General features: G+C 62.2%; 22 protein-coding genes and 1 other RNA gene. 12 read left to right on the top strand and 11 right to left on the bottom strand.

Going from position 1 to position 23,154, the window contains the following annotated elements; genetic code table 11:
- Positions 1-16: 16 nt before the first annotated feature.
- The 11 genes from AC1DEK_RS13785 to ompA form a co-directional block, all read right to left on the bottom strand.
- Positions 17-817 (bottom strand): competence/damage-inducible protein A, encoded by an 801-nt coding sequence (locus tag AC1DEK_RS13785; protein WP_478125782.1) that lies wholly within the window; start codon positions 815-817, stop codon positions 17-19.
- Positions 814-1,686, bottom strand: coding sequence for an EI24 domain-containing protein (locus AC1DEK_RS13780; RefSeq protein ID WP_478125781.1), 873 nt, complete (start codon positions 1,684-1,686; stop codon positions 814-816). Before AC1DEK_RS13780 ends, AC1DEK_RS13785 begins: the two co-directional genes overlap by 4 nt.
- Positions 1,687-1,741: 55 nt before the next feature.
- On the bottom strand, positions 1,742-2,713 hold the full coding sequence (locus AC1DEK_RS13775; protein ID WP_478125780.1) for a sterol desaturase family protein: 972 nt from the start codon (positions 2,711-2,713) through the stop codon (positions 1,742-1,744).
- 31 nt (positions 2,714-2,744) lie between these two features.
- Positions 2,745-3,557 (bottom strand): polysaccharide deacetylase family protein, encoded by an 813-nt coding sequence (locus tag AC1DEK_RS13770; protein ID WP_478125779.1) that lies wholly within the window; start codon positions 3,555-3,557, stop codon positions 2,745-2,747.
- Positions 3,544-4,512 (bottom strand): YVTN family beta-propeller repeat protein, encoded by a 969-nt coding sequence (locus AC1DEK_RS13765; RefSeq protein ID WP_478125855.1) that lies wholly within the window; start codon positions 4,510-4,512, stop codon positions 3,544-3,546. Before AC1DEK_RS13765 ends, AC1DEK_RS13770 begins: the two co-directional genes overlap by 14 nt.
- A 77-nt stretch (positions 4,513-4,589) precedes the next feature.
- Positions 4,590-5,318 carry a pseudouridine synthase gene (locus tag AC1DEK_RS13760; protein ID WP_478125778.1) on the bottom strand — a complete coding sequence of 243 codons (729 nt, stop codon included), beginning with the start codon at positions 5,316-5,318 and terminating at the stop codon, positions 4,590-4,592.
- Positions 5,318-7,051: a gamma-glutamyltransferase gene (ggt, locus tag AC1DEK_RS13755; RefSeq protein WP_478125777.1), complete on the bottom strand. Its 1,734-nt coding sequence runs from the start codon at positions 7,049-7,051 to the stop codon at positions 5,318-5,320. Before ggt ends, AC1DEK_RS13760 begins: the two co-directional genes overlap by 1 nt.
- Before the next feature lie 98 nt (positions 7,052-7,149).
- Positions 7,150-7,535: a transfer-messenger RNA gene (gene ssrA, locus AC1DEK_RS13750) on the bottom strand.
- A gap of 12 nt (positions 7,536-7,547) precedes the next feature.
- Positions 7,548-8,213, bottom strand: a complete 666-nt coding sequence (gene gph / locus AC1DEK_RS13745; RefSeq protein WP_478125776.1) for a phosphoglycolate phosphatase — start codon at positions 8,211-8,213, stop codon at positions 7,548-7,550.
- Positions 8,213-8,932: a bifunctional 2-polyprenyl-6-hydroxyphenol methylase/3-demethylubiquinol 3-O-methyltransferase UbiG gene (ubiG, locus tag AC1DEK_RS13740; RefSeq protein WP_478125775.1), complete on the bottom strand. Its 720-nt coding sequence runs from the start codon at positions 8,930-8,932 to the stop codon at positions 8,213-8,215. Before ubiG ends, gph begins: the two co-directional genes overlap by 1 nt.
- Positions 8,933-9,072: 140 nt before the next feature.
- Positions 9,073-9,720 carry an outer membrane protein OmpA gene (ompA, locus tag AC1DEK_RS13735; RefSeq protein WP_478125774.1) on the bottom strand — a complete coding sequence of 216 codons (648 nt, stop codon included), beginning with the start codon at positions 9,718-9,720 and terminating at the stop codon, positions 9,073-9,075.
- A gap of 224 nt (positions 9,721-9,944) precedes the next feature.
- On the opposite strand from ompA, the gene gyrA reads away from it, so the two are divergent.
- The 12 genes from gyrA to crcB all read left to right on the top strand — a co-directional run bounded on the left by gyrA (position 9,945) and on the right by crcB (position 23,125).
- Positions 9,945-12,593 carry a DNA gyrase subunit A gene (gyrA, locus tag AC1DEK_RS13730; RefSeq protein WP_478125773.1) on the top strand — a complete coding sequence of 883 codons (2,649 nt, stop codon included), beginning with the start codon at positions 9,945-9,947 and terminating at the stop codon, positions 12,591-12,593.
- Positions 12,590-13,180: a DUF2059 domain-containing protein gene (locus AC1DEK_RS13725; RefSeq protein WP_478125772.1), complete on the top strand. Its 591-nt coding sequence runs from the start codon at positions 12,590-12,592 to the stop codon at positions 13,178-13,180. The genes gyrA and AC1DEK_RS13725 overlap by 4 nt, the downstream gene beginning before the upstream one ends.
- Positions 13,177-14,298 carry a 3-phosphoserine/phosphohydroxythreonine transaminase gene (gene serC, locus AC1DEK_RS13720; RefSeq protein WP_478125771.1) on the top strand — a complete coding sequence of 374 codons (1,122 nt, stop codon included), beginning with the start codon at positions 13,177-13,179 and terminating at the stop codon, positions 14,296-14,298. The genes AC1DEK_RS13725 and serC overlap by 4 nt, the downstream gene beginning before the upstream one ends.
- A gap of 19 nt (positions 14,299-14,317) precedes the next feature.
- Entirely contained in the window at positions 14,318-15,436 is a 1,119-nt protein-coding gene (gene pheA / locus AC1DEK_RS13715) for a prephenate dehydratase (RefSeq protein WP_478125770.1), read from the top strand.
- 10 nt (positions 15,437-15,446) lie between these two features.
- Complete coding sequence (locus AC1DEK_RS13710; protein WP_478125769.1) at positions 15,447-16,310, top strand: prephenate dehydrogenase; 864 nt, start codon at positions 15,447-15,449, stop codon at positions 16,308-16,310.
- Between the two features lie 66 nt (positions 16,311-16,376).
- Positions 16,377-18,371, top strand: coding sequence for a bifunctional 3-phosphoshikimate 1-carboxyvinyltransferase/cytidylate kinase (locus AC1DEK_RS13705; RefSeq protein WP_478125768.1), 1,995 nt, complete (start codon positions 16,377-16,379; stop codon positions 18,369-18,371).
- A gap of 167 nt (positions 18,372-18,538) precedes the next feature.
- Positions 18,539-20,224, top strand: coding sequence for a 30S ribosomal protein S1 (gene rpsA, locus AC1DEK_RS13700; protein ID WP_478125767.1), 1,686 nt, complete (start codon positions 18,539-18,541; stop codon positions 20,222-20,224).
- Between the two features lie 69 nt (positions 20,225-20,293).
- Positions 20,294-20,611 (top strand): integration host factor subunit beta, encoded by a 318-nt coding sequence (locus AC1DEK_RS13695; protein WP_478125766.1) that lies wholly within the window; start codon positions 20,294-20,296, stop codon positions 20,609-20,611.
- A 32-nt stretch (positions 20,612-20,643) separates the two neighbouring features.
- The gene (locus AC1DEK_RS13690) at positions 20,644-20,961 is read left to right on the top strand and encodes a LapA family protein (RefSeq protein WP_478125765.1); all 318 of its coding nucleotides are present in this window, start codon (positions 20,644-20,646) and stop codon (positions 20,959-20,961) included.
- Positions 20,951-22,135: a lipopolysaccharide assembly protein LapB gene (gene lapB, locus AC1DEK_RS13685; RefSeq protein ID WP_478125764.1), complete on the top strand. Its 1,185-nt coding sequence runs from the start codon at positions 20,951-20,953 to the stop codon at positions 22,133-22,135. Before AC1DEK_RS13690 ends, lapB begins: the two co-directional genes overlap by 11 nt.
- Before the next feature lie 104 nt (positions 22,136-22,239).
- Complete coding sequence (locus AC1DEK_RS13680) at positions 22,240-22,596, top strand: ComEA family DNA-binding protein (protein WP_478125763.1); 357 nt, start codon at positions 22,240-22,242, stop codon at positions 22,594-22,596.
- Positions 22,597-22,744: 148 nt separating this feature from the next.
- Positions 22,745-23,125, top strand: coding sequence for a fluoride efflux transporter CrcB (crcB, locus tag AC1DEK_RS13675; protein ID WP_478125762.1), 381 nt, complete (start codon positions 22,745-22,747; stop codon positions 23,123-23,125).
- The last annotated feature ends 29 nt before the right edge of the window (positions 23,126-23,154 follow it).

Genomic DNA, 23,154 nt, shown 5'->3' with positions numbered 1-23,154 from the left:
TTTGGTGCGCTCACATTCATCGCACCAATTCGGGGCCCAGCCGTGCACCAAGGGCGCTCAGGCCTGCCAGCAAGCGAGCATAGGCGGGTTCGATGTCGCCTGAATCGCCTTTGACACCGAGTTCGATGTGCCGACCGTGCACTGCGTGGTCCACGCTCGGGAGACTGAACACCTTGATGCCCGGATGCTCAAGCTCGATCGTCTGCATCAAGGGCGTCAGCGTTGCTTCCATGGAGCCGTAGACGATCACGGATTTCTCGACCGCACGCCCCCTGGCGAACATGTCCGCATAGCGCTGGTCGAGCACCGACTCGATCATCGGCCATGCCATCACGGGAAAGCCCGGCACGAAGTGCACGTCGCCCACACTGAAGCCAGGAATCTTGTTGTACGGATTGGGGATGATGTTCGAGCCCAGCGGGAACACACCCATGTTGAGGCGGTGCACGTTGTCGGCACGATCGGGCTCATACGCAACTCCCTGTTCTCGGGCCGTGTCCTGCATGCGTTCACGGATCAGAACCTCGGCCTCGGGATGCAGCGCCAACGGAACGCCGAGCGCAGCGGCGGCGCATTGGCGCGTGTGATCGTCTGGCGTGGCACCGATGCCGCCGGTCGAAAACACCACGTCGCCCGAGTCGAAGGCACGCGCCAAGGCGGCGGTGATGCGGACCGGAACGTCGCCCACGTACTCCGCCCAGGCCAGCGACAAGCCGCGGGCACCGAGCAGTTCGATGACTTTGGGCATGTGCTTGTCGAGGCGCTTGCCCGAGAGGATTTCATCGCCGATGACGATCAGACCGAATGAGCGGCTCATGGTGCACTCCATTGACTTGCGGCGGCTTTGTTGGCTTCCGCGATTTCGAGCGACGGCGGCGAACCAGCCGCCGCTTGTTGCGCGCGCAGTTGCGCGAGCGCATCGAGACAGTAGTGCGCGAACCACAGCGCCGAGAAAGCAAACACCAGCGTGTAGATCCAGATTGCCAGCGGCGCGAGCACGAAGAAGGCTGCGGCGAACAGCAGGCCGGATGCCCACACGATGCTGGGCGCGGCGCCGAGATATCCGCACAGCACGCCGATGCCGAGCAAGGGCATTCTGTGTGCCTTCAACAGTGCATTGCGCTCTGCCGGCGTCGCGTGCTCGGCCAGCGCGTCGAAGCTCATGACCCGGTAGGTCAGCCATCCCCAGATGAGCGGCGGCAAGATGAGCACCAGCGGCGGAATCAGCCAGAGCGGCATCGAGACGACGAGCGCAAGCAGCGCCAGGACGGTCAGCCCGATCGACCGCGCAGCGCTTCCAAGGAAGGATGCGCCCTTCTTCCTTTCGAGCGCCGGAAAGCGCCGCTCTGCCACCATCTGGGTCAACGCGGGCGCCATGAAAGCGGCAACGATAAGCAACGACACCACCACGATCAGCGGCGTGGCGGCAAGCACGACCACGAGCGGCGCCAATATGGCTGCCGGATTGCTGGAAAACCATTGCCCGATCCAGTTCCACAAGCCCGATACCAACGGCCAGGCGTCCAGCGCGCTGTGGGTCCAGGCGACGGCGGCGTCCCAGTAGAAATAGCCGAGCACCGCCGACAGCACGATCATGAGCCCCAGCGGCAGGAACGACAGCACGATCACCCGCGGGTGCATGCAATAGGCGACGGACCGCCAGAACGAATCGAGAAGGAGACGCATTGGTGCCGAGGATAACGCGGGCGCGTGAAGCCGCGGCTCGGTTGATGGCGGTCGGTCAGCTCCGGCCGGCCAGGCGCTTGAGCCCGAGCCACTGCTGGGCCCAGAACCCTCGACCGTAATCTCTGACGCGGCCCTCCGCGTCGGGCTCGACCTGATCGCGGATGCCGGTCGGGTCGTAGCGCTCCTCGAAATTCGCGGTGCCGAAAAGCAGATCCCACCAAGGCAGCAACACGCCGAAGTTGTGCCCGCCGAGCGTGCGCGCGCCATGTGATTCGTGTCCGATGCCGATGCTGTGATGCACGCGATGAAAGCGCGGACTGATCCAGAGCCGCTCGCCGAGCCTGCCGAAACTCAGGCGCAGATTGGCATGCTGAAGGCTTTCGCTCAACTGGGTGAACGCCACGATGGCAATGAACTGCCCAGGCGCGACCCCGATCAGCTGTGCGACGATGACGATGATCGCGTCATGGATCACGTCATCGAGCAAGTGGTTGCGGTTGTCGCTCCACATCGTCATCTGGCGCTGCGAATGGTGGAGCGAATGAAGAGCCCACCACCACTTGAACCGATGTTGTCCGCGGTGGATCAGGTATTCGACGAGATCGATCACGACCAGGTAGATCGCGAAGGCGACCCACGGGATGTCCGTCACGCCCGGCCACAGCTCGTCGAGATGCATCGTGCCCCAACCGGCTGCACGCGCAGCACCCAACACGTCGTCGAAAAGCGGCTGGACGGCGAAGAACATCGCGAGCCGGAACAAGCCCAATCGATGAATCAGCGTGTAGAGAACATCGGTGCGAATGGCACGCCGATCGACCACCGCTTCGACGGGCCTCCAGCGCTGCAAGGGACCGACCAGGGCGACCAGGACGGCGATCTGGATCAGCCCGACCAGAAGCCAGCCGGTTGCATCGAAGGCATCTTCGACCCAACCGCCAAGGCCCACGGCGTAGACCACCGGCTGCACGGCCGTCTCGAACAGCCATTGCTGCAAGTTTGCGAAGATGTCGGTGAGCCAGTCCATCGGCATGCGACCCGGAATTACGCCCGAAGGTTCAGGGGTGCGCCGCGATCCAGTCGCGGTACGCAGGATGCTGCCTCAGCGTCTCGAAGCAGAAGCCCTTCGCCTTCAGCCCGACGATGAGCGGTTCGAGGTCCGCAGGCGCCCAGGGGTCCTTGCGCGACCAGATTCCGAGGTGCGCTAGCAGGATGTCGCCTGGCTGGATGCGGTCGAGGGCCTGTTGCAGCAGTTTTTCGTTGCTGAAGGTCTCGCTGGGCAATTCGTCTCCCAGGAAACCCGCCGGCGCCCAGCCGACGTGCGCATAGCCACACGCCTTGGCGACCGCAATCAGCTTCGGAGAGGTCTTGCCACTGGGCGCGCGAAACAGCGGCAGCGGCTTCTTGCCGGTGATGTCTTGCAACCGCTCATTGGACTTGGCGATGTCGGCGCAATACTGCTTCGCGTCCCACGTGAATTCACGGCCCGCGAAGGCACCAGCCGTCGGCTTGATGCGAAAGTGTGGCTCGACGCCCTTGAGGTCGCCGCGCCAGACCGCATGGTCGTAGGTATGGGAGGCGAATTCGTGGCCCTCTGCCGCTCTCGCCTTCCACCACGGCGCCCAATGGTTGTCCAGGCTGTCGCCATCGGTCTGGGTCCGCTCCGCCGCAGCGAAGAAGGTGACGCGTACATCCTGCCGCTTGAGAACCTCGGCCACGAAGGGTGCAATGCCCATGTGCCCCGTATCGAAAGTCAGGTAGACCGGCTTGTTGCAGGTGCCCTGCGCCATCGCACTGGTGCAAAGAAGGGCCGCCGTCGCCAGCAGCGATGCGCCCACGTACTTGTTGGCTGTGTGCTTATTGCTTGGCATGGGCGAGCGTCCAGACGCCGTGCGGCGATCGGCCCACATTGACCTGCCGAGCCACTGAGCGGCTGGTGAGATCGACCACGCTGAGCTTCTTGGCCCAGCGCGATGTCACGAAGAGGGTTTTGCCGTCCGCCGAAACGTCCATGCAATCGGGACCGCCCGGCACCGGATAGGTGTCGGTGACCTTGAGCGTGGAGATATCGATCCGGCTGATCGTGTTGGCCACGCGATTGCTCACGAAAACGCTGCGTCCATCGCCGGCAGAACGGAAGGCATGCGCGCCCTTGCCGGTCGGCAGTTTGCCGACGAGTTTGGGCTGCGGTCCGGCTACATCGAAAACCTGCACACCATCGCCACCGGTCAGGCCGACCAGCAGCGTCTTGCCGTCGTGGATGCCGAAGATGTCCGCTGGCATGGGCCCCGTCGGCGTGCGCCAGCGGATGGTCTGGCTGGCAATGTCGATCGCAATCAGCTCGTCGCTGTCCTGCATCGTGACGTAGGCCGTCGTGCTCTTTGGGTCGATCCAGATATGGCTCGGCGTCTTGCCCGTTGGGATCCGCTTGACGAGCTTGGGCTCCTTGCCGTCCCAGCGATAGAGGTCGACATGATTCAGCCGATTGCCCGCGGTGACGAACCATTTCATGTCCGGCGAAAACCGCAGCTGGTACGGGTCGATGATCCCGTAGACCACACGCTGCACTTCGGCGGTCCGAGGATTCAGGAACGTGAGCGAATCGCCTGCCGAGTTCGCGACGATGAGCGAGGTCTCGTCCGGCGTGAGGTAGAGGTGATGCGGCTCCTTGCCCGTCGGAATGCGGACCCGTTCGGTCCAGGTGCCGGGATCAATCACGCTGACGGTTGCATCGAGCGAATTCAGCACGAAGATCGGAGGCGGCTCGGCGGCGTGCGACGGGAGCGCGGCGCAAACAAACAAAAAGGCCGCAAGGCGGCCTGTCAGGTAGGGGATGTAGCGCAAGGAGAGGATCCGAAAGAGGTTGTGCGATTTTAACGATCGACACCCTCTCCCGGCTGACCTCACTGCTTATTTCGCAACGCTTCGACTTGCGCCGCATCAAGCCACCGCCAGTGCCCGGGCGCGAGGTCATCCGGAAGCGCCACTGTGCCGATGCGCGAACGGTGCAAAGCCTCGACACGGTTCCCCACCGCGGCGAGCATGCGTTTGACCTGGTGGTACTTGCCTTCGGTCAGCGTCAGCCGCAAGTGCAACGGACCGGCCGCCTCGCAGGCGGCGGCTCGTACCGGCTTCGGATCGTCATCGAGGACGACCCCCGCGAGCAGCCGCGACACCTGCCCGTCGTCGACAGGGTGCTTGGTCGTGACTTCGTAGACCTTCGGCACGTGGTGCTTGGGTGAGCCCATCCGGTGGATGAACTGGCCGTCGTCCGTCAGGAGCAGCAGTCCGGTGGTGTCCTGGTCGAGCCGCCCGATCGCCTGCACCCCCTGAACCGCATTCTTGTTAGGCCGCAGCCGCACCGGGGACGGCAACAAGGTATAGATGCTGGGATAGGTCGACGGCTTCTGTGAGCACTCGGTGCCGGCCGGCTTGTTCAGCATCAGATAGGCCTTCTCGTGATACTGCCACTCGACGCCTTGCACGGTGAAGCGCAAATCCTCAGCGTCGAAATCCGCGCCGGGATCTGTCACGGTCGTGCCGGAGACGCTGACATAGCCCTGTTGAACCAGCCCGGCGCACACCCGCCGCGTCCCGAAACCCTGCGTGTAGAGAATTTCCTCTATCTGCATCAGTACCCGAGTGCCAGGCCGGTATTGCGGCGAGGGTCGTTGGCCCCGTAGAAGCGGTTCTTGCCGACGGGTTGGCCGCCCAGCGAAGGCGCGCCGACAATGATTGCAGCCACGTGATTCGCCGGCTGCGGAACGCCTAAGTTATGGCCCATGTCGATGAGGATCTTGCGCGTGTCTGGCGACAGCGCAAAAGTCTCGACATTGGTGACATCGGGGAGCCATTGCTGATGGAAGCGCGGAGCGTCAACGGCTTCCTGAACGTTCATTCCGTAGTCGACCACATTGAGGATCGTGTGCAGCACCACTGTGATGATTCGGCTTCCCCCTGGCGTGCCGACGACGAACACGGGCTTGCCATCCTTGGTCATGATGGTCGGGCTCATCGAGCTCAATGGACGCTTGCCCGGAGCAATGGAGTTGGCCTCGCCCTGCACCAATCCATACAGATTGGGCACGCCAACCTTGGAGGTGAAATCGTCCATTTCATCGTTGAGCAGCACGCCGGTGCCGGCGGCTGCGACCTTGGCCCCGAACCAGTCATTGAGGGTATAGGTCACCGAAACCGCATTGCCCCACTTGTCGACGATCGAGTAGTGCGTGGTGTTGCTGCCCTCGTGGGGAGCGACGCCGGGCTTGATGTCTTTCGAAACCCCCGCCTTCTTGGGATCGATCACGGTCCGGATCTTCTCGGCATAGCCCTTGTCGAGCAGCCGATCGAGCGGATTCTTCACGAAATCTGGATCGCCCAGATAGCTGTTGCGGTCGACGTAGGCGTGGCGCATCGCCTCGATCTGGTAGTGCACTGCCTGTGCGGAACGAAAGCCCAGATCCTTGAGCGGATAGCCCTCCAGAATGTTCAGCATCTCGCAGATCACCACCCCACCCGAACTGGGCGGCGGCGCAGAAACCACGTGGTAGCCGCGGTAGTCGCATTCGATCGGCGGCAGTTCTCGGGTCTTGTACTGGTCCAGATCGGCTTGCGTGATGAGCCCCTTGCCCGTCTGGCTCGACGCCACGATCGCGCTTCCGACCGAGCCCTTGTAGAAACCGTCAACGCCGTTGCGGCTTATGGCTCGGAGGGTTCTTGCCAGATCCTTCTGCACCAGCTTCTGGCCGACTGCGAATGGCTCGCCCTTGTTCAGGAAGATCGCTTCAGAGGCCGGATCCTTCTTGAAATCGGCCGTGGCTGTCGCCAGCATGTCGACGTCGCCTTGCTCGAGGACGAAGCCTCGCTCGGCCATGGCGATGGATGGCCTGATCAGCGCGGCGCGCTTCATGGTGCCGTACTTCTCGCGCGCGAACTCGAGACCGGAGACAGTGCCTGGCACACCCACGGCCAAGTGCCCGGTCGTGCTCAACCCCTTGATGACGTTGCCGTCCTTGTCCAGGTACATATCCGCCGTGGCGGCCAGCGGCGCTTTTTCGCGGAAATCGAGGAAAGTTTTGCGGCCGTCGGCGAGTTGCACCGTCATGAAGCCCCCGCCGCCAAGATTGCCCGCGGCCGGATAGACGACGGCGAGTGCGTAGCCCACCGCAACCGCCGAATCGATCGCATTGCCCCCGCGCTTGAGCACATCGACCCCGACCTGCGTCGCGAGGTGCTGCGCAGTCACGACCATCCCGTTTTCCGCCGGCACCGGCGCCTGTGAGGCCGCGTGAAGCTGGACGGCTCCAGCCAGCGCAAGCGCTGCGACGGTGACGCGAAGCGCCGAAGTCCATTGAAGTTGTCTCATGCGCTTACGTGGGATGTTGAGAAGAGGAGAGTTTCGCCGCTTCGGGGGCTTCCGCAACGATTGAGGCGCCATCTTTTGCATGGCGCCCCGGTCTTGTTTGGTGGAGCTGGGGGGATTTGAACCCCCGTCCGTAAGCCTTCTTCGCGCAGATCTACATGTTTAGCGATCTGATTTGAGTCTCGCCACCGGTGTCGCGCAGTCGCACGCTACACCGGCCGCCAGCACCCTATTTTCTCGCTCCGACCCAAGGTACCCGGATTGGAGCCAGCCGATGTAGATTATCTTTGCAGCCGGGAGGTACAGATTGCTCCGTACCCCCTTGCCCAGCCCATCGGCCTGCTGTTGCAAAGCTCACCGGCAATTAAGCGGCGAGTGCGAAACGTTCGTCGTTTGCAGTTAGTTTGTTTGAATCTGTTTTACGAGCGCATTCAGCTCGACATGCCCCGCTGCGATTCCGAACCCACGTCGAAACCAGTGCAGCCCCAAGGCGCTAATTTTAGGCCTGTTTGAGAAGTTGCAAGAGCTCCATGGGCGATGAAATTGCCGCGTCGGCGTCCCAGCGTGCGACCTCCGCCTGTTCACCCATGTAGCCGTAGGTGGCGGCGACGGTTCGCATGCCGGCCGCGCGGCCCGCGAGGATGTCGCGCTCGTCGTCTCCCACGTAGACGCATGATTGCGGCGCGACCCCAAGGCGGCGTGCAGCCTCGAACAACGGCTCGGGGTGGGGCTTGGCAAACGGGGTCGTATCGCCACTGATGATTGCGCGGGCTGATTCGAACAACGGTATTGCGCGGGTCAGCGGTTCAGTGAACCGAACAGATTTGTTGGTCACCACGCCCCATTTCAACCCTCGCGCACAAAGCGCGGCGACGAGTTCGTCGACGCCGGCAAACACCTGGGTGTTCTTCAACATCCGCGCTTCATAGTTCAGGAAGAACTCTTCGCGCAGTGGCGGGAATTCAGCCGCATCGGTCGTGATGCCGAAAGCCACGCTCAACATCCCCCTGGCGCCGGCGCCCGCCATCGGCCGGTAGCGCTCCAGCGGCAACGAAGCCATTCCCCGGTCCGTGCGCATCTGGTCGGCAGCGGCGCCGAGATCGGGAGCGCTGTCGATCAGCGTGCCATCAAGGTCGAACAAGACAGCTTCGATTTCCCGTCCCATCACTCCGCCCTGCCCGGCTTCTGTGTGGCGAACATGTAGTTCACGCTGGTGTCGTTGCTCAGCCAATAGCGTCGCGTGACCGGGTTGTGCTCCAGACCGGATGTTCGGCGCAGATCAAGATGGGCGGCCCGGCAGTAAGCGGCGAGCTCGCTCGGGCGAATCAGCTTCTGATACTCGTGCGTACCGCGCGGCAGCATGCCCAGGACGTACTCCGCGCCAACGATGGCGAGCAGGAACGACTTCAGGTTTCGATGGATGGTGGAAAAGAAGACCCAGCCTCCGGGCTTCACCAGATCGGCACATGCCTTCACGACCGAAGCGCGCTCCGGCACGTGCTCCAGCATTTCCATGCAAGTGACGACGTCGAAGCTCTCCGGCTGTTCGGCGGCAAGGGCCTCGACGCTGATCGAGCGGTACCTCACGCCACGGGTGGCGACCTCCAGTGCGTGCAGTTGCGCAACTTTGAGCGCCTTGTCGGCCAGATCGATGCCGAGGACTTCCGCACCCTTGCGTGCCATCGAATCGGCCAGAATCCCGCCGCCGCAACCGACGTCGAGCACGCGTCGCCCTGCAATCGGCACTATGCCGTCGATCCACTCGAGCCGTAACGGATTAATTTCGTGCAGAGGTCGGAATTCGCTTTCGACGTCCCACCAACGGTGCGCGAGTTCAGAAAATTTGGCGAGTTCAGCCGGATCGGCATTCACGTTTTCGGTCATGTTCGGATTATGAGTCGCCGCGAATTCGCCAAGGACCACATCCGGATTCGATCAATGGGAATCTCTATATGGCAATGACAGCATCGCGCGGCCATAAAAAAACCCCGCCGAAGCGGGGTTTCATTAGCGATTCAGTCGAATCACTTGTTGGGGCGGGTACCGACCACTTCGATTTCCACGCGACGGTTCTTGGCGCGGCCTTCGGCAGTGCGGTTGTCAGCGATCGGCTGGCTCTTGCCCTTGCCTTCGGTGTAAACGCGGTTCTTTTCGATGCCCTTGGAGACCAGGTAGGCCTTCACAGCTTCAGCGCGGCGAACCGACAGCTTCTGGTTGTAGGCAACAGTACCGATCCAGTCGGTGTGACCGACGGCGATGATCACTTCGAGGTTCACGTCCCTGATCTTCGAGACCAGATCGTCCAGCTTTGCGCGGCCTTCAGGCTTGAGGACGTACTTGTCGAAGTCGAAGAAGGCGTCAGCAGCGAAAGTAACCTTCGATGCAGCGACTGCCGGCGGAACCGGTGCCGGGGCAGGAGCCGGTGCTGCTGCAGCAGGAGCGGCAGGGACCAGAGCACCGTCGCAACCAGCGGCGGCCGTTGCGGGCGTCCAGTTGGCATCGCGCCAGCACAATTCATTGGTGCCGTTCTTCCAGACGAGTTCGCCAGTACCGTTTTGCCAGTTGTCGATGGCTGGGCCGCCGTCTGCTGCGGTGACACGGGTCTGCGCGCCGGCGGCAGTGGCGAGCGCAGCGACTGCAAACATCATCGCCACTTTATTCAGTTTCTTCATGGTTCTCCTCTTGGGGAAAAAGCCGCAGCCGCGCTGCGAATCAAGGACGCTTTAAGTGACCACCACCCAAAACGTTGAGGCGATTGTGCCATAGGGTCTTTCGCAAACAGGCCGCTGGACACCCCGGAAACGTAGGACGGAGGCGGAATACCGGCCTTGTGTTGCGGCGGTGCGACACCGTCCACAGCGTAAAATTTCGCCTCCTTGCCGTCAGCCCGCCGCCCATGACCTCGTTCGCCAAAGAAACACTCCCCATCAGCCTCGAAGAGGAAATGCGCCGCAGCTATCTTGATTACGCCATGAGCGTGATCGTGGGGCGCGCCCTCCCTGACGCCCGCGACGGCCTCAAACCAGTGCATCGGCGCGTGTTGTACGCAATGCACGAGCTCAACAACGACTGGAACCGGCCGTACAAGAAGTCGGCCCGTATCGTGGGTGACGTCATCGGTAAGTACCACCCGCACGGCGACCAGTCGGTCTACGACACGATCGTCCGCATGGCGCAGAACTTCTCGATGCGCCACATGCTGGTCGACGGCCAAGGCAATTTCGGCTCGGTGGATGGCGATATGGCAGCTGCCATGCGATATACCGAGATCCGGCTCGCCAAAATTGCGCACGAAATGTTGGCCGATATCGACAAGGAAACAGTCGATTTCGGGCCGAATTACGATGGCTCCGAAAAAGAGCCATTGGTATTGCCGAGCAAACTGCCCAATCTGCTCGTAAATGGCGCCGGCGGTATCGCTGTGGGTATGGCGACGAATATTCCGCCTCACAACCTGAACGAGGTTGTCGACGCATGTCTCCACCTTCTGCGCCATCCCGACGCCAGCATCGACGACCTCATGGAGATCGTCCCGGCGCCTGATTTCCCCACGGCCGGGATCATCTACGGTATTAACGGCATCAAGGACGGCTACCGGACCGGTCGCGGCAAGGTCGTGATGCGGGCGAAGTGCCACTTCGAAGACATCGATCGCGGCCAGCGCCAGGCCATCATCGTCGACGAGCTTCCCTACCAGGTCAACAAGAAGACGCTGCAGGAGCGCATGGCCGAGTTGGTGCACGAGAAGAAGATCGAAGGCATCAGCCACATCCAGGACGAGTCCGACAAGTCGGGCATGCGCCTCGTGATCGAGCTCAAGCGCGGCGAAGTACCCGAAGTTGTTCTGAACAATCTCTACAAGCAGACGCAACTGCAAGACACCTTTGGCATCAACATGGTGGCGCTGGTCGACGGCCAGCCGAAGCTGTGCAACCTCAAGGACCTGATCGAGGTCTTCCTGCAGCATCGGCGCGAAGTCGTGACGCGTCGAACGGTCTTCACGCTGCGTAAGGCGCGCGAACGCGGACACGTGCTCGAAGGTTTGGCAGTCGCCCTCGCCAACATCGACGAGTTCATCGCGATCATCCGAAATGCGCCGACGCCGCCGGTCGCCAAGGCCGAACTCATGAGCCGCGCCTGGGACAGCAAGCTGGTGCGCGAAATGCTCACTCGCACCCGCGCTGACGGCGGCGTGATCAATGCCGACGATTACCGCCCCGACGGGCTGGACCGCGAATTCGGCATGAGCTCCGAAGGCCTCTACAAGCTTTCAGACACCCAGGCACAGGAAATCCTGCAGATGCGCCTCCAGCGCCTGACGGGCCTCGAGCAAGACAAGATCGTTGCCGAGTACAAGGACGTCATGGCGGAAATCGACGATCTGCTCGACATCCTCGCCAAGCCCGAACGTGTGTCGGTCATCATTGGCGACGAACTGACGACGATCAAGCAGGAGTTCGGGCAAAGCAAGCTGGGCGTGCGCCGCAGCCAGGTCGAGCACAGTGCCTTCGATCTTTCGACGGAAGACCTGATCACGCCGACAGATATGGTCGTGACGCTTTCGCACAGCGGCTACATCAAGAGCCAACCTCTGGGCGAATACCGTGCACAGAAGCGCGGCGGACGCGGCAAGCAAGCCACGGCAACCAAAGAGGATGACTGGATCGACCAGCTCTTCATCGCGAACACGCACGACTACATCCTGTGCTTCTCGAATCGCGGACGGCTGTACTGGCTCAAGGTGTGGGAAGTGCCCGCCGGATCGCGTGGCTCACGCGGGCGGCCCATCGTCAACATGTTCCCGCTGCTGGAAGGCGAGAAAATCAACGTCGTCCTGGCGCTGACCGGCGAGAAGAGAACCTTTCCGGCCAATCAATACGTGTTCATGGCCACTTCGATGGGCACCGTCAAGAAGACGACGCTGGACGAATTCAGCAACCCGCGAAAGGCCGGCATCATCGCCGTGGATCTCGACCCGGGCGACTACCTGATCGGCGCCGCGCTGACCGATGGAGCGCACGACGTGATGCTCTTCTCCGACGGCGGCAAGGCGGTGCGCTTTGATGAGAACGACGTTCGTCCCATGGGCCGCAACGCACGAGGCGTGCGCGGTATGACCCTGGAAGACGGACAGGGCGTGATCGCCATGCTGGTGGCCGAAGATGAGGAGCAGAGCGTCCTTACGGCCACCGAAAACGGTTACGGAAAGCGCACAAGCATTACCGAGTACACGCGTCATGGCCGCGGAACCAAAGGCATGATCGCAATTCAACAAAGTGAACGTAACGGCAAGGTGGTGGCCGCGACTCTCGTGCACGCAGATGACGAGATCATGCTCATCACCGACAAGGGTGTGCTCGTGCGCACCCGCGTTTCCGAGATTCGCGAACTCGGTCGCGCGACGCAAGGCGTCACGCTGATCGGCCTCGATGAAGGTGCGAAGCTCAGCGGGCTTCAGCGCATCGTCGAGAATGACGCGATTGTCGAAAACGAACCCGGCGCCGACGACACTTCCCCATCATCTTCAACGGAGAATCCTCAGTGAAAAAAATCAAACTCGCGCTCCTGACGGTCGCGCTCGCCGGCAGTTCGCTGGCCATGGCCCAGGACAAGGCGGCGCTGGTCAAGCAGTTCATCGATCTGCAACGGCCTGGGATTGAGTCGCTCGCGCGCGGATTGGTCGAACAGTCGAGCGCTCCGATTGCACAGGCCGGCTCGCAATACCTGCAGACGCAGGTGCCTGCCGAAAAGCGGGAAGCGGCAGCCAAGGCAGCCGACGCCGAGCTCAAGAAGTACTTCGACGACGCCTATCCCCTCGTGCGCGACAAGGCGCTGCAACTCGCACCGGGCGCATTGGGCCCGTTGATGGAACAGAACTTCAGCGAAGATGAATTGCGCCAGTTGCTCGCCTGGATCAGCTCGCCGCTGAGCAAGAAATACCAGGAACTCAACCCCAAGCTTCAAACCGCGCTGACTGAAAAGCTGGTGGCTGAAACCCGCGCAAGCATCGAGCCAAAGATGGTTGCGCTCGACAGCAACGTCGCAAAGGCCCTGGGCGCACCGACGAGCGGCGGTGCCGCAGCAGCGCCCGCGGGCAAGGCGGCGCCAGCCAAGGCGCCCGCTAAGAAGTGACGCCGAGCGCAGGTCCGCGCCCATACAACTTCTCGGCCGGTCCGGCAGCGATGCCGGAGGCAGTGCTTGAACGCGCAGCCTCCGAAATGCTCGACTGGCAAGGCAGTGGCATGGGCGTGATGGAGATGAGCCATCGCGGCAAGGAGTTCGGCGCGATCAGTGCACAAACCGAAGCCGACCTGCGCTTTCTGCTTGCGGTACCAGAACATTTTCACGTTCTCTTCATGCAAGGCGGCGGTCTCGGCGAGAACGCCATCGTGCCGCTGAATCTCTCGCGCGGCACCAGCGCCGATTTCGTTATCACTGGCAGTTGGAGCACCAAATCCCAAAAGGAAGCGTTGCGCTACTGCAAGGCAAATGTTGCCGCGACGAGCGCCGCCGAGCAATTCACCCGAATTCCCGACCCAGCGACTTGGCAGCTCTCAAAAGATGCTTCGTACGTCCACGTCTGCAGCAACGAGACGATCAACGGCGTCGAGTTCCACGAGTTGCCGGATCTCGCGGCATTGGGTAGCAAGGCACCCCTCGTCATCGACTTCTCGTCGCACGTGGCCTCTCGACCGGTGGACTGGTCTCGTGTAGGACTGGCTTTCGGCGGCGCCCAGAAGAACCTCGGGCCGGCTGGCCTGACGATTGTGATCGTGCGGGACGATCTCCTCGGGCATGCGCTCGAAGTCTGCCCCAGCGCCTTCAACTACAAGACCGTCGCCGACAACCACTCGATGTACAACACGCCCCCAACCTGGGGCATCTATATCGCGGGTTTGACCTTCCAGTGGCTGCGACGGCAGACGGAGGGCCAACTCTCGGGCGTGGCCGCCATGGAAGCGCGCAACCTCGAAAAGGCGCACCTGCTCTACGATTTCATCGACGCCTCGTCGTTCTTCGACAACAAGGTCGATGCATCTTGCCGCTCGCGCATGAACGTGCCCTTCTTCCTTCAGGACGAAAGCCGCAACGAGGCATTCCTTGCCGGCGCACGCGAGGCGGGGTTGCTGCAACTCAAGGGCCACAAGTCTGTCGGCGGTATGCGAGCCAGCATTTACAACGCGATGCCGTTGTCTGGTGTGCAGGCTCTCGTAGGCTACATGCGAGAATTCGAGCGGTCGCATGCGTAGACGCATCCGCACCTGACCGATGACCGTACCTGCCCCCCCATCCTCGACACCCGACCCTTCCTCCAGCCTGTCCGATCTGCGCGTGCAGATCGACTCGCTCGACCAGCAGCTTCTGGATCTTTTGAACCGCCGCGCTCACGTCGCGGAACAGGTCGGTGAGGTCAAGAAACGCGAGGGCACGCCCTTTTTCCGCCCCGATCGCGTAGCACAAGTGATCGAGAAGATGCAGAAGAGCAACGGCGGCCCGCTCAAGTCCCTGCATGTTGCCGCCATCTGGCGCGAAATCATGTCGGCGTGCCTGGCGCTTGAATCGCCCCAGCGCGTGGCGGTGCTCGGACCCGAAGGCACATTTTGCGAACAGGCGGCCGTCGAGTACTTTGGCGGCGCGGCTGACCTGATCTATTGCGCGAGCTTCGACGAAGTCTTTCACGCCACGGCCGCGGGCAGCGCGCAGTACGGTGTCGTCGGTGTCGAGAATTCCACCGAAGGCGTCGTCACTCGCTCTCTCGATTTGTTTCTGCACTCCCCCACTCACGTGGTTGGCGAAGTCAGCCTGCTTGTTCGGCATCACCTTCTGAGGTCCAGCAATTCGCTCGATGGCATCGAAGCGGTGCTCGCTCATCCTCAGGCGCTCGCTCAATGCCAGACTTGGCTCGCCAAGCATTTGCCGAACGCCGAAAGGCGAGCAGTCTCCAGCAATGCCGAGGGCGCACGGCTCGCCGCGAGCAATCCGGCTTGGGCAGGGTTGGCGAGCGAACGCGCAGCGACGCGCTTCGGCCTGCACATCGTCGCGCACGCCATTCAGGACGACTCCTATAACCGCACGCGCTTCGCCGTCATCTGCCTGCCGCAAACGCTGGCGATGCCGCCTCAGTCGGGCCGCGACTGCACCAGCCTTATCGTTTCGGTGCCCAACCGACCCGGCGCGGTCCACGACCTGCTGGTGCCGCTCAAGGCCAACAACGTCTCGATGACGCGCTTCGAATCCCGCCCCGCACGAACGGGCCAGTGGGAGTATTACTTCTACATCGACCTGGATGGGCACCCGTCCCAGCCCAACGTGGCGGCGGCACTCACTGAACTGCGCAAGCTTTGCGCGTTCTATAAAGTCATCGGCGCCTATCCGGTCACCGCTTGAGGCCCTGACGATGTTCGAGCAATTGGGGTTGATTGGCTGCGGGTTGATGGGGGGATCTTTTGCGCTCGCCCTAAAGCGCGCGCGGCTCGTCAAACGCGTCGTGGGCTACAGCAAGTCGCCCTCCACCACGGAGCGGGCGCGACAGATGGGCGTGATCGACGTCGCAGCGCCGTCGGCGTTGCTGGCGGTGTCGGGCGCCGATCTGGTCTTGATCGCAGTGCCGGTCGGCGCCTCCGAGCAGACTTTCAAGGCGATCCGCCATGGCATCACTGATCAGATGCTGGTGATGGATGTGGGCTCGACCAAAGGTGACGTGATCGAGGCGGCGCGACGCGGCTTGCAAGATCAGCTTGGCGCCTTTGTTCCGGCACACCCGATCGCTGGCAAGGAGGTCGCCGGCGTGGAGCATGCCGATGCCGACCTCTACAAAGGACGCAAGGTGGTGCTCACGCCCATCAAGGCAACGCTGCGTTCGAATGTGCAGCGGGCGACCCAGGCATGGTCCGGCGTCGGCGCAAAAGTCGAGACGATGACGCCAGAGGCACACGATACGGCGTTTGCCGCAGTCAGCCATTTGCCGCACATGATCGCCTTCGCGTTCACGACGGCCCTGGCGGCACACCCCGACGGCAACCGCTTTCTTGAACTCGCCGGGCCCGGATTTCGCGACTTCACCCGCATTGCGGCCAGCGATCCGGCGGTCTGGCGCGATGTCTTTCTCGCGAATCGCGAACAGGTATTGCTTCAATCGCAGAATTTCCGAGAGGCCCTGAAGCAGTTCGAAGCGCTGGTGGCGTCGGGTGATTCGCAGGCGCTTGAGGACGCCATCACTTCGGCGAGCCGCATACGCGCGCAGTGGCAGCCGGGAGAATGAATTCCACCCCCGGACGCACTCCGTCAATGCGTCTCTCAAAGCGTTATCGCGCGCGGGAAGACTGACATGTTCTCGACCCCGTTTCTCGACATCCCGGCGCTCGCGACGGCGTCCGGCACCGTCGGCCTGCCGGGTTCCAAGAGCATTTCCAATCGTGTCCTGCTTTTGGCCGCGCTCGCCAGCGGCACGACAACCGTCCACGATCTGCTCGATTCCGACGACACCCGCGTGATGCTGGACGCCCTCGCGGCGCTCGGTTGCGGCATCGAACGGGCGCGCTCGACGCTGCGTATTACAGGTCTGGGCGGCATACTGCACACAGCCAAAGCCTCGCTGTTCCTTGGGAATGCAGGTACAGCCATGCGCCCGCTGACCGCCGCGCTGGCGCTTCTCGGCGGCGAATTCGAGTTGAAGGGCGTTCCGCGCATGCACGAGCGGCCGATCGGGGACCTGGTGGACGCTCTGACACAACTCGGCTGCCACATCGACTATCTCGGCAATCCCGGGTATCCGCCGCTTGCGATCCATCCAGTCGGGATCGATGCAATTCAGGTTGAAGCGCCGATTCGCGTTCGTGGGGATGTGTCCAGTCAGTTCCTCACCGCATTGCTGTTGGCCCTTCCCTTGGCGGCACGGCGCGACATCACGATCGAAGTCGTCGGCGAACTGATCTCGAAGCCTTACATAGAGATCACGCTCAACCTGCTTTCGCGTTTCGGGATTCAGGTGCAGCGCGAAGGTTGGCAGCGCTTCACGATCCCAGCCGGAAGTCAGTATCGATCGCCCGGCGACATTCACGTCGAGGCTGATGCTTCGTCGGCCAGTTACTTCATCGCGCTCGGCGCTATTGCAAAGGGCTCGGGCATCCGCATTGAAGGCGTCGGTGCGGACTCGATCCAGGGCGACATCCGCTTTGTCGACGCCGCACGCCAGATGGGCGCAGGCATCGAAAGCGGACCCAACTGGCTCGTGGTGACACGCAAGTCTTGGCCGCTAAAGGCCATCGACATCGACGCCAACCACATCCCGGACGCGGCGATGACATTGGCAGTGATGGCGTTATATGCGGACGGACCAAGCACGCTGCGCAACGTTGCGAGCTGGCGGGTAAAGGAAACCGATCGAATCGACGCCATGGCCGCTGAACTCCGAAAGCTCGGTGCCACTATCGAAGACGGGCCCGACTTCATTCGCGTTCATCCGCTGGCGGCGCCCGACTGGCGGGCAGCGAGTATCCGCACCTACGACGACCACCGCGTGGCGATGTGTTTCTCCCTGGCGGCGCTCAATCCCGCAGGCGTGTCCGTGCGCATTCTCGAACCGCATTGCGTCGCAAAAACCTTCCCGGATTACTTCGAAACGCTGTTTTCGGTCTCCGAAGCAGTGGAGGTTCCCGTGATCTGCATCGACGGTCCGACTGCCTCGGGAAAGGGCACGCTCACCATCGAAGTGGCACGCAGTCTTGGCTACCACTACCTAGATTCCGGTTCTCTGTATCGGGTCACGGGCCTCGCGATGCGTCGCAGCGGCCTCGAAGCGGACTCAGCGAACGAAGCACTGATCGCCGAACTCGCCGCATCCCTGCCGCTGGCCTTCAGCGAAGGCAAGGTCCTGCTCGGCGGAGAAGACGTCAGTGATGCCATTCGCACAGAAGCTGCAGGTATGGACGCTTCCCGCGTATCGGCTCTGCCAGCAGTGCGCGCAGCCCTTCTGGGGTTGCAAAGAAGCTTCAGGCGACTCCCCGGATTGGTCGCCGATGGCCGCGACATGGGCACCGTGATCTTTCCCGATGCGAAGCTCAAGGTGTACCTCACCGCAAGTGCCGCTCACCGGGCCGAGCGGCGGTATAAGCAATTGATTTCAAAGGGTATTTCGACTACACTCGACGCTCTTCGCGCCGACCTGGAAGCGCGTGATCTTCGGGACTCATCCCGCAAAGTCGCGCCTCTTAAACCGGCGCCTGACGCCCGCCTCCTGGATAACTCGCATCAGACCGTCGAGCAATCGATTAATCAGGTGCTGAACTGGTGGCAGGAAGCACAGCCGTTCGGGTCATCCTGAGCGGCATTTCCGTCCAGAAGGTCCCCGCCGCGCGACAGCGCACTGGCCTCCTGGTTGTTCAACCCTAACCGGGCTCTCAGCCCTCACAACCGCCGTCTCCAGACATGTCAGTCGCAAGCAATATCGCATGAGCGCCTGCAAACCCTGCGTGACGGAAGGAAAACACAATGTCTGAATCTTTTGCCGACCTATTCGAAGAATCCCTGAAGCGTTCCGAAATGCGCACCGGCGAGGTCATCACCGCCGAAGTCGTGCGCGTCGAGCACAACCACGTCGTGGTCAATGCGGGCCTCAAGTCCGAAGCCTACGTGCCGATCGAGGAGTTCAAGAACGACAAGGGCGAACTCGAAGTCCAGGCCGGCGATTTCGTTTCTGTTGCCATCGGCAGCGTTGAAAACGGCTACGGCGACACCATCCTCTCGCGCGACACCGCCAAGCGCTTGGCTTCGTGGCTCGCGCTCGAGAAGGCTCTCGAATCCGGCGATTTCGTCACCGGCACGACGAGCGGCAAGGTCAAGGGCGGCCTCACGGTCCTGGTCAACGGCATCCGCGCATTCCTGCCGGGTTCGCTGATCGATACGCGTCCGATCAAGGACCTGACCCCCTACGAGAACAAGACTCTCGAATTCAAGGTCATCAAGCTCGACCGCAAGCGCAACAACGTGGTGCTCTCGCGCCGCGCCGTGGTCGAAGCGAGCATGGGCGAAGAACGCGCCAAGCTGATGGAAACCTTGAAGGAAGGCGCAGTCGTGCGCGGTGTCGTCAAGAACATCACCGAATACGGTGCGTTCGTCGACCTCGGCGGCATCGACGGTCTGCTGCACATCACCGACATGGCATGGCGCCGCGTTCGCCATCCGAGCGAAGTGGTCCAGGCCGGCCAGGAAATCACCGCGAAGATCCTCAAGTTCGACACCGAAAAGAACCGTGTCTCGCTGGGTCTCAAGCAAATGGGCGACGATCCGTGGATGGGCGTTTCGCGCCGCTACCCGCAAAGCACGCGCCTGTTCGGCAAGGTCACGAACATCGCCGACTACGGCGCGTTCGTCGAACTCGAACCCGGCATCGAAGGCCTGGTGCACGTCTCCGAAATGGACTGGACCAACAAGAACATCGCTCCGAACAAGATCGTCTCGCTGGGCGACGAAGTCGAAGTCATGGTCCTTGAAATCGACGAAGACAAGCGCCGCATCAGCCTGGGCATGAAGCAATGCAAGGCCAACCCGTGGCAAGAGTTCGCGCAAAACACCAAGCGCGGCGACCGCGTCAAGGGCCCGATCAAGTCGATCACCGACTTCGGCGTGTTCGTGGGTCTGGCTGCCGGCATCGATGGCCTGGTTCACCTGTCCGACCTCTCGTGGAACGAAGCCGGCGAAACCGCCGTTCGCAACTACAAGAAGGGCCAGGAAGTCGAAGCGATCGTTCTGGCTGTCGACGTCGACCGCGAGCGCATCAGCCTTGGCATCAAGCAGCTCGACAGCGATCCGTTCACGACGTTCACGACCGTGAACGACAAGGGCCAGATCGTCACCGGCAAGGTCAAGACCGTGGACGCCCGCGGCGCTGAGATCGACCTCGGCGAAGACATCATCGGTTACCTGCGCGCCAGCGAAATCTCCCGCGACCGCGTGGAAGATGCACGCAACGTGCTCAAGGAAGGCGACGAAGTCACGGCCGTGGTGGTCAATGTGGATCGCAAGACCCGCAACATCCAGCTGTCGATCAAGCAGAAGGACATGGCCGACGAGCAAGGCGCGATGGCCAGCCTGAGCCAGCAGTCGTCCCGCGAAAACGCCGGCACGACCAGCCTGGGCGCTCTGCTGCGCGCCAAGCTGGACAACAGCGACAAGTAAGCCGCACCGGAAGACAGAGCGGGTCCCCCAAGGCCGCTCTGTCTTTTTTTTGTCTCCCACATTCTTGCCATGACCCGTTCTGACCTTGTCGAAGAACTTGCAGCGCGCTTTTCGCAGCTGACGCATCGAGATGCGGAATACGCAGTCAAGACAATTCTTGACGCGATGGGCGACGCGCTGGTGCGTGGACACCGCATCGAGATTCGCGGCTTTGGCAGCTTCACTGTGAACCGGCGGCCTCCGCGGATCGGACGCAATCCGCGTTCGGGCGAAAGCGTTCAGATTCCGGAAAAACGCGTGCCGCATTTCAAGCCCGGCAAGGCCTTGCGCGAGGCCGTCGATGCCCGAACAGCAGAACTCGATGCCGAGAAACACAAGCGCATCTGAGGCATAGAATTCCCCCGCCAACGGGGACGCGAATGAAATATCTCCTGTGGCTGCTCAAGGCAGCCATTTTTTTTACCCTTTTTGCCTTCGCGCTGAACAACCAGCACGACGCAACCGTCTATTTCTTCTTCGGTGCGTCGTGGCGCGCTCCGCTGGTGCTGGTGGTGCTTGCCGCCTTTGCAGGCGGGCTGGTGGTCGGCGCTCTCGGCATGCTGCCGGGCTGGTGGAAGCATCGAACTGCTGCTTCCCAAGTGCCTAACGTCGCGCCAACTTCCGCGCAGACATCTGCAACGGCCACACCCGCCGTTGCAGCCACCGACCTACCCGCCGTACGCCAACATGGACTTTGACTTCAGCTGGTTGCTGCTCGGCCTCCCCATTGCATTCGTTCTCGGCTGGCTCGCTTCGCGCTTCGACCTGAGGCAACTGAAGATCGAAAACCGCCAGGCGCCGAAGGCGTACTTTCGCGGACTGAACTTTCTGCTGAACGAGCAACAGGATCAGGCCATCGACGCGTTCATCGAAGCGGTCCAGAACGATCCCGACACGCAGGAACTGCATTTCGCACTCGGCAACCTCTTCCGCCGGCGCGGCGAATACCAGCGCGCAGTGCGCGTGCACGAGCACTTGCTCGGCCGCGGCGACCTGAGCCGCGCCGACCGTGACCGGGCGCAACATGCACTGGCTCAGGATTTCCTGCGAGCCGGACTGCTCGACAGGGCCGAGGCGGCACTTCAGAAGCTCGAAGGCACACGCTACGAAAACGAGTCTCGGCTTTCGCTGCTCGCCATTTATGAGCGTTCGCGCGAATGGGCGCAGGCCGCGGCCGTTGCGCAAAAACTCGATGAGTCAGATCAAGCGAGCTACAGCACGCGGCGCGCTCATCACCTTTGCGAACAAGCGGGCGAGCGCGTCACGGCCGGCGATCTCGATGGTGCGGCTCAATTTTTGCGCCAGGCCGTTGCGCTGGCCCCGCAAGCGCCGCGCCCCGCCATCGACACGGCGATTCTGCAATTGCGCAACGGCGATTCGGCCGCGGCCTTCGACACGCTCAAAGCCCTCAGCGAGAGCGCTCCGCTGGCACTGCCCCTGTATGCCGCGATGCTTCAGCAGGCGGCAGTCGCATCCCAGCGTTCCGGTGAGGCACTGGCGCTGCTCCAGCGCCGCTACGTCGCCTCGCCCTCGATCGACGTGCTCGAAGCCATCATCGCGCTCGGCGGCACTCCCGCCTTGCCTGACGATGCCAGATCCACCGAGGCCACCCCGCCGGAGCCGCGCGACGGCTACATCGCGCACCTGGCGCACCACCCTTCCCTGGTGGCTGCCTCGCGCTGGCTTGCCGGCGAACGCTTCGAGCACGAGCAGTTCCACCCCCAGGTGCAGCGCTCGCTGGACCAGGCCACGCGCCCGCTCATGCGTTATCGATGCGCTGCATGCGGCTTCGAGGCGCATCAATACTTCTGGCATTGCCCGGGCTGCCAGGCGTGGGACAGCTATCCCCCGCGCCGCGTCGAAGAACTCTGAAGATCAGTTTCGAACTCCCGCTATCATCGCGGCGCCGCACGCATTCGGCATGCGGCGGAGCGCCAAAGGCGTTTCACAAAAAAAGCAATGTCAGGGAGTTTTAAATGTTGAAGAAAATCTTGGCCGCTACGGCCATGCTGTTCGCGGTCGCCTCTTGGGCGGCAGTCGATGCCAACAAGGCAACGGAAGCGGACCTCGATGGATTGAAGGGCGTCGGCCCCGCACTTTCCAAGCGCATCCTCGACGAGCGCAAGCAAGGCGAGTTCAAGGACTGGCCCGACTTCATGAGCCGCGTCAAAGGCGTGAAGGAAAAATCGGCAGCCAAGCTGTCGGCTGAAGGCCTCACGGTCAATGGCCAAGCCTACTCACATGCTGCAGAACCGGCAGTGAAACCCGACGCGAAGAAGGCCGAGCCGAAGAAGGCGGAAGCCGCAGCCGCTAAAGAACCGGCCAAGCAGTAAGAAGAACGCAAGGCGTCGCTGACGCCACAGCGCGGGCCGCCTCAAGCGGCCCTTTTTTCATTTGCCATCGCGGTAATACCGAACGATGCGCCAGTCTTTGAACTTATGCTTCGCGACACCTTTCAACGCCATCCACACCTTAGTCGCCATGCACCCCATCCACTTGGTCGCCATCTGCATCGGTGCCTCTGTCGGCGCGCTCAGTCGATGGGGGCTCAACCTGTGGCTCAACTCAGGGGCTTCGCTGCCGTGGGGAACATTGGCGGCCAACTTGATCGGGGGCTACCTGATCGGAATCGCAGTCGCCATGTTCGACGGCATGCCGCAGCTCGATCCCGTCTGGCGGCTCGCGCTTATCACCGGGTTTCTTGGCGGCCTCACAACTTTCTCGAGCTTCTCCGCGGAAGTGGTCGGGATGCTCTTGACCGATCGCTTCGGCCTGGCAATGGGGACGGCAGCGCTGCACCTTGCCGGATCGCTTGTTCTTACCTGGCTCGGTATCCGAACGGTGCAGCACATGGTCGCTTGAGAGCGAATGGTCGCGCCGGGGTCGATCGA

It is taken from the genome of Variovorax sp. 10N420 (assembly GCF_056394705.1).
Note: the sequence above shows the minus strand (reverse complement) of the source record. Positions and strands in the feature narration are given on the sequence as shown.

Excerpts from the sequence above, each read along its gene's own strand:
- AC1DEK_RS13785 (WP_478125782.1), bottom strand. The coding sequence starts at position 817 with ATGAGCCGCTCATTCGGTCTGATCGTCATCGGCGATGAAATCCTCTCG.
- AC1DEK_RS13780 (WP_478125781.1), bottom strand. The coding sequence starts at position 1,686 with ATGCGTCTCCTTCTCGATTCGTTCTGGCGGTCCGTCGCCTATTGCATG.
- AC1DEK_RS13775 (WP_478125780.1), bottom strand. The coding sequence starts at position 2,713 with ATGGACTGGCTCACCGACATCTTCGCAAACTTGCAGCAATGGCTGTTC.
- AC1DEK_RS13770 (WP_478125779.1), bottom strand. The coding sequence starts at position 3,557 with ATGCCAAGCAATAAGCACACAGCCAACAAGTACGTGGGCGCATCGCTG.
- AC1DEK_RS13760 (WP_478125778.1), bottom strand. The coding sequence starts at position 5,318 with ATGCAGATAGAGGAAATTCTCTACACGCAGGGTTTCGGGACGCGGCGG.
- ggt (WP_478125777.1), bottom strand. The coding sequence starts at position 7,051 with ATGAGACAACTTCAATGGACTTCGGCGCTTCGCGTCACCGTCGCAGCG.
- gph (WP_478125776.1), bottom strand. The coding sequence starts at position 8,213 with ATGGGACGGGAAATCGAAGCTGTCTTGTTCGACCTTGATGGCACGCTG.
- ubiG (WP_478125775.1), bottom strand. The coding sequence starts at position 8,932 with ATGACCGAAAACGTGAATGCCGATCCGGCTGAACTCGCCAAATTTTCT.
- ompA (WP_478125774.1), bottom strand. The coding sequence starts at position 9,720 with ATGAAGAAACTGAATAAAGTGGCGATGATGTTTGCAGTCGCTGCGCTC.
- gyrA (WP_478125773.1), top strand. The coding sequence starts at position 9,945 with ATGACCTCGTTCGCCAAAGAAACACTCCCCATCAGCCTCGAAGAGGAA.
- pheA (WP_478125770.1), top strand. The coding sequence starts at position 14,318 with ATGACCGTACCTGCCCCCCCATCCTCGACACCCGACCCTTCCTCCAGC.
- AC1DEK_RS13710 (WP_478125769.1), top strand. The coding sequence starts at position 15,447 with ATGTTCGAGCAATTGGGGTTGATTGGCTGCGGGTTGATGGGGGGATCT.
- AC1DEK_RS13705 (WP_478125768.1), top strand. The coding sequence starts at position 16,377 with ATGTTCTCGACCCCGTTTCTCGACATCCCGGCGCTCGCGACGGCGTCC.
- rpsA (WP_478125767.1), top strand. The coding sequence starts at position 18,539 with ATGTCTGAATCTTTTGCCGACCTATTCGAAGAATCCCTGAAGCGTTCC.
- AC1DEK_RS13695 (WP_478125766.1), top strand. The coding sequence starts at position 20,294 with ATGACCCGTTCTGACCTTGTCGAAGAACTTGCAGCGCGCTTTTCGCAG.
- AC1DEK_RS13690 (WP_478125765.1), top strand. The coding sequence starts at position 20,644 with ATGAAATATCTCCTGTGGCTGCTCAAGGCAGCCATTTTTTTTACCCTT.
- lapB (WP_478125764.1), top strand. The coding sequence starts at position 20,951 with ATGGACTTTGACTTCAGCTGGTTGCTGCTCGGCCTCCCCATTGCATTC.
- AC1DEK_RS13680 (WP_478125763.1), top strand. The coding sequence starts at position 22,240 with ATGTTGAAGAAAATCTTGGCCGCTACGGCCATGCTGTTCGCGGTCGCC.
- crcB (WP_478125762.1), top strand. The coding sequence starts at position 22,745 with ATGCACCCCATCCACTTGGTCGCCATCTGCATCGGTGCCTCTGTCGGC.